General features: G+C 56.4%; 3 protein-coding genes. All 3 read left to right on the top strand.

The annotated features are described in order from the left end of the window. Positions 1 to 1572, top strand: a 1572-nt coding sequence (locus PPP56_RS10525; RefSeq protein WP_353564003.1) for a hypothetical protein, incomplete at its 5' end; no start/stop codon positions are given. 134 nt (positions 1573 to 1706) lie between these two features. Next, positions 1707 to 2828, top strand: coding sequence for an FHA domain-containing protein (locus tag PPP56_RS10520; RefSeq protein ID WP_353564002.1), 1122 nt, complete (start codon positions 1707 to 1709; stop codon positions 2826 to 2828). A 279-nt stretch (positions 2829 to 3107) separates the two neighbouring features. After that, positions 3108 to 5153, top strand: coding sequence for a protein kinase domain-containing protein (locus PPP56_RS10515; RefSeq protein ID WP_353564001.1), 2046 nt, complete (start codon positions 3108 to 3110; stop codon positions 5151 to 5153). Positions 5154 to 5237 lie beyond the last annotated feature (84 nt).

Here is a 5237-nt window from a genome sequence, read left to right as displayed (position 1 = left end):
CCATGTCGCCAAGGGCTGCTTGTGTGGGAAGGTGTTGGTCCATCTCCCTTCCAAGCCGCCTGCGGCGACATGGTTTTTTCTACCCCTGATTGGCATGTACTGTGTCTTGCTGCTCTCATAGCAAGCAACCTCCCTGTCGCTACGGCGCATGCTTCCGCTTCTTCTTTCTCGGAGGGGTCTTCTACCGAAGCCGTTTGCGAAAGCTTTGTCGAGGTACAGCTTGAAAGCGTAGACGACCTTCTTGCTGCCAACAACTTTGAGCGTGCCCTCGACATCGTTAACGTAACGATTCAACGCTGCCCAGTACCCGAAGCAGAGTCTGCACTGAATGATGTATACGGAGCCTGGTTTCAGCACACGCAAAACGGAGGCGATGTAACGCAAGTCCCCGACTTTCTTGCATCGATCACTCAGAACGAGCATATGTCTACCAGCAGCCTGAGCGGGTTCAGCGGTCGTATCGCGACCGCCCTCTCCAGCTGGGTCGGTCGGTTGGTTGATCGCTCATCCATGGGCCGTGCTCACCGGTACTGCCGGCAGTACAGCCAGTACAGCGGTCAAACCTTTCGGCTTAACTATCTTTGTGGAACGGCTGCCTATGCGACTGAAAATCATGAGCCCGCGATTCGTGCTTACGAGTCCATCGTAAACAATTGGGATGAGAACCAGTCATACGTGCGGTGGGACGAGGCGGCGGAAGACCTTAAAGAACTCTACATGATCACCACCCGGTTTAACCGGGCGTTCGACATTGCTAAACGGCTTGCTATCCGAAACCCAACCCCTGAAACGGTTCTCTCAAGCCTGATCACCGTGCGGGGCCAGATGCTGAGCCCAATCGCTCACCACGGCAACATCCTTTTTGAGGGCGTTACCTCCGATCGGATTGTACGCCACGTTCGAAGCGAGACGGAGCGCATCCGCTTTCCTGACTTCGTAATTGGCGTCTACATGATGACCCGCGATGCGCGATCTGACGTCATCTTTTACGACTCCGGGACGATTGCCCCCCCCTCAATGACCGACCTGGAGCGGCTCTCTGGAAACGTTACCATGCTGCAATCAACCCAGGACCTTCAAAGAGCCTGGCTGATCTCCCCGATTGATTCTGGCTACTTCGTCGTTCAGTTTGTCTCCCAGACCTCGTCAGAGGAGAACGTCTTTCTTGAGAATCTTCTGGGCGACATTCAGAGCGAACGGCGCTGGAACAGACTTGTTGACCAGCAGCTGTCGCGGTCTTACACTGCGACTGGCAGCGCCGTAGCCAGCCTACTGAGCGGCGCCTACCTGGCGGATGTCTCGCTGGGAAGGTTTTTGACAGTTTTTGAAGAAAGCGATATTCTCTCCTATTTTGCGATTCAAGACGCTCGGGAGTCTCTTGTTCATAGCGAGCAATTCGCACGAAGTGGATTAGGATACGACGACGCCCTCTGGCAGCGTACATCCCAAACCCCGGCGCTCTATCATCACGAAATTGAGTATAACGGACGACGCACTTATGAGGTCATTTGGCCCATGTACAACGACAATGAATGGACCGGTGTTGTGCGCGTCGGCATACGAAGCAATTGACCCCGTCCCTTCTATTGCCTATCGTGTAGCCGTGCCATACTTACACGTATGAGTCAGCGCCCCAACATTTTTTGTGACTCTGCGACCTTGTTTACCCCTAACGTATATTCCTTCATTCTCGCCCCCTTTGCACAATGAGATTTGCTTGGTTGGCCGTAGCGTTCTTGGCCTTTATCGGGATACCCCCCGTTCACGCCCAGACGTCGATTAGTGATATTTTGGACAACCCCGGTCAGTACAACGATGCCGAGGTCACCGTCCAAGGCACCGTTGAGCGACTCGTAGACGGTGAAGGCGACAGCATTCAAAACTACATCATAGCGTCTGAAGCAGGCGACGAGATCCGCGTTCGGTTTTCGTCGGGTGGTGCTCCTGAAGAGGGCCAGCAGTTGGAGGTAGCGGGGCTGGTTTCGATTAGCGCATTCAATCGCGAGCCGTTCATCATCGAGAGCTCACGGTCGTCCATCGACGAGGTCAGCCAGGGTGGCTCCCGCGCCGTTGAAGGCGACTTTGACCCCTTCACTATTCTCGGAATCATCGGGCTCATCATTGCTCTTGTTGTTGGTGGTGCGGGTTTCTACCTCTGGAAGCGTGATGAAAAGGCCTCTGAGGAGATCAGAAAGCAACGCGAGAAAGAAGCAAAAGAAGCTGAGGAGGCGGCCAAGAAAGCAGCTGAGTCCGTCAAGCCCGCTAATGAAGACCTCGGCGTTCAGGATACGGAACTGCAGGAGGCCGACGAAGACGCCCAGGGCAGCGACGGCACTCTCTTCCCAGACGAAAAAGACGAACCCTCGCCCGACCGCCCGGTACCGCGCATCAAATCGGAGTCGAGTAGCTCGGTTGCAAACAAGCCCGAGAGTCCCGAAACGCTCAAATTTAAGGCTCCTCCGAAAACGATGAAGTTCATCCCCGGCAAACTGGTCATTATATCAGGACCCGATAAGGGGCGCGAATTCCGTATTGCTGGCTTCCCGCGTGAAGAGGACGATGGCAACGTAGTCACGATCGGTCGTGCAGACGTGAAAGGAGAACGCGCCTTTGCTCACATTCAGCTGGGCGACACCTACCGCACCGTCTCCCGTATCCAGGCCGAAATCATTCAGAAGACAAGCGATAACGAAATCCTCCTTCGCAACAAGAGCACGACAAACCCGACGCGGGTTAACGAGGAGGAAGTGCCGCCTGAGGAGACCGTTGAGCTTCAGAACGAAGACACCATCCAGATGGGTGAGCTCGTCCTCCAGTACGAAGTATAAGTCCCTCTCGTGCACGCGCTGAGGCTCTTCGGCTTGCAGCCTCAGCGCACATCTGTTCCGGGTGGTCTACCTCACACCCAACCAATACACTGACCACTTACACACGCATATTTACGTCTGATGTGTACCCCCCAGATTGCGCTCTCAGCAACCTGTATGCATACGCTCCTCAGAGAGCGATCTGGCGTATTACGACAACAATAAACATTCGCTCTGCCATACGCATGGCCCCCTGTTGATTGGTGGGGGGATGGTCTTTCTCCAACGACTCATTACCCTATGTCTGAAGCTACCAAGCGCTGCCCGTACTGCAACGAGGAAATCCTGGCTGCAGCGCGGAAATGCAAGCATTGTAAAGAATGGCTGGAGGATCCCCCAACCACAACAACCAGCATCCGAAATCCGGAAACGTTAGTCCGTGAGGCGCTCAACGAAAACTATGAGATTGAGAAGGAGCTCGGCCGCGGCGGTATGGCTATTGTCTACAAAGCCAAGCAGCGCAGCCTTGGGCGCGATATTGCACTGAAGGTGCTTCCTCAAGGCGTTTCGCACGACAAGAAAATGCTGGAGCGCTTCCATCGCGAGGCGCGCTCCGCTGCCCGCCTGAACCATCCACACATCGTCACGATTATCGATGAGGGCGAGACCAATGGAGTCCACTTCATGGCGATGGAATACCTGAGCGGGCGCGACCTCCACGAGATGATTCAGGAAGACGGGCATCTTCCCTGCGATGAGGCTGTTTCGATCATCACCCCCATCGCTGATGCGCTTGCCTATGCGCACAAGCAAAACATGATTCATCGTGACGTGAAGGGCTCAAACGTCATGATTACCGATATCGGCCGGCCGGTTTTGATGGATTTCGGCATTGCATATGCTTCGTCGGAGGCCCGACTCACGCAGACGGGTACGGTCCTCGGCACACCCGAATATATGAGTCCAGAGCAGGCGCGTGGCACCGAGGTGGAGCCGCGAAGCGACCTCTACAGCCTCGGTGTTGTGCTCTACGAGGCCATCACCGGCGAACTACCGCACTCCGGAGGGCACCCTATGAGTGTTGTGTACAAGGTGCTTCACGAGCCGTACAAGCCCCCACGGCAGATTCGTCCCGACATCCCGGAATGGCTGGAGCAGGTCGTTGCTAAGTGCCTCATGAAAGACGCAGACGACCGGTTTGCCTCTTGCGACGACCTCGCCGAGGCGCTGCGCAATCAGGATCCCGGGGAGTATGTGGACATCCCCACCCCCTCTGATGGCGGCGAAAGCGCCCCCGAAGCCGGCCCCATCCGGCTTGGCGACGAAGGCGGCTCGGGCGCCCAACCCGCCCAGACGCAAATCTTTCAGTCGAAAGACGTACCCGATGATGGCTCAAGCGCTTCCTCAGATACAGGGGCGGCAGATCCTGGCTCCGCAACACAGCGACAGAATCTCAGCATTGTGCGCAGCCTCGAAGGCACAGCCGACTGGGTCAATGCCGTCTCCTTTTCACCCGACGGCCAGTACGCGCTTGGTGGCGGAAGCGATGGCGAAGCCAAAGTATGGGAAGTCGTATCGGGTGATGACGTCCAAACGATCAATGGCCTTGATGGCCACCCAATAGCCGTTGACCTTTCATCAGATGGGTCGATGCTCCTTACCCTCACCTCTGAAAGCACCCTGCAGCTGTGGGACCTCGAAACGGGCGCTCTGCATCATAATCTCGAAACTTCTCCTAACTCAGTCCTGACAGCGTGTTTCTCTCCCGACGGAAACCGCGTTCTGGGTGGAGCAGGCCAGGGAGGCACGCTCCGCATATGGGATGTCAAATCTGGGGAGCCCGAGTACACGTTCGATGAGCACGAAGAACCCGTCTTCTCAGCTGCGTTCTCGCCTGATGGGTCGCGTATTGTTACCGGCACAGGCCAGGGCGCCCTACGCATCTGGGACGTTAAGTCCGGCGGACAGGTCATGGAGCTCGATACCAGCGACTGGAACGCTGCTTATGTGTTCTCGGTCGCCTTCTCGCCCGATGGCCAGTACGTGCTCTCAGGAAGCGACGATATGACCGCTCGCCTCTGGGACGCATCGTCAGGACAACTGCTGCGTACGTTCGACCGTCACGAAGGGCTGGTGATCGCCGTTTCCTTTTCTCCAGATGGACAGTTTGCGATCTCTGGAACAAGTAACCTGAACGTATGCCTCTGGAAGGTGGAAGACGGGAGCCTCGGCTATCTCTTTGAAGGCGAAAGCGGCGAAGGGGTTAGCGCAATCGACTTCTCTCCCGATGGGCGCTACGTGCTCTCAGGTACCAAGGAGCGCGGCATCCGTATGTGGACGCCCTGACACGGCACTCAGGGGATCTGCACAGCGCTGATCCGACGCACAGCCGTCAAAACGCCTCCCGAATTGCCCTCACACGCGTTCAAC

The sequence above is a fragment of the Longimonas sp. genome (assembly GCF_040409695.1).
Classification (GTDB): Bacteria; Bacteroidota; Rhodothermia; order Rhodothermales; family Salinibacteraceae; genus Longimonas.
The sequence above is the reverse complement of the archived record's forward strand: the minus strand, read 5'-3'. Positions and strand labels throughout refer to the sequence as shown.

Coding starts and splice junctions, on each gene's coding strand:
- PPP56_RS10515 (WP_353564001.1), top strand. CDS start 3,108: ATGTCTGAAGCTACCAAGCGCTGCCCGTACTGCAACGAGGAAATCCTG.
- PPP56_RS10520 (WP_353564002.1), top strand. CDS start 1,707: ATGAGATTTGCTTGGTTGGCCGTAGCGTTCTTGGCCTTTATCGGGATA.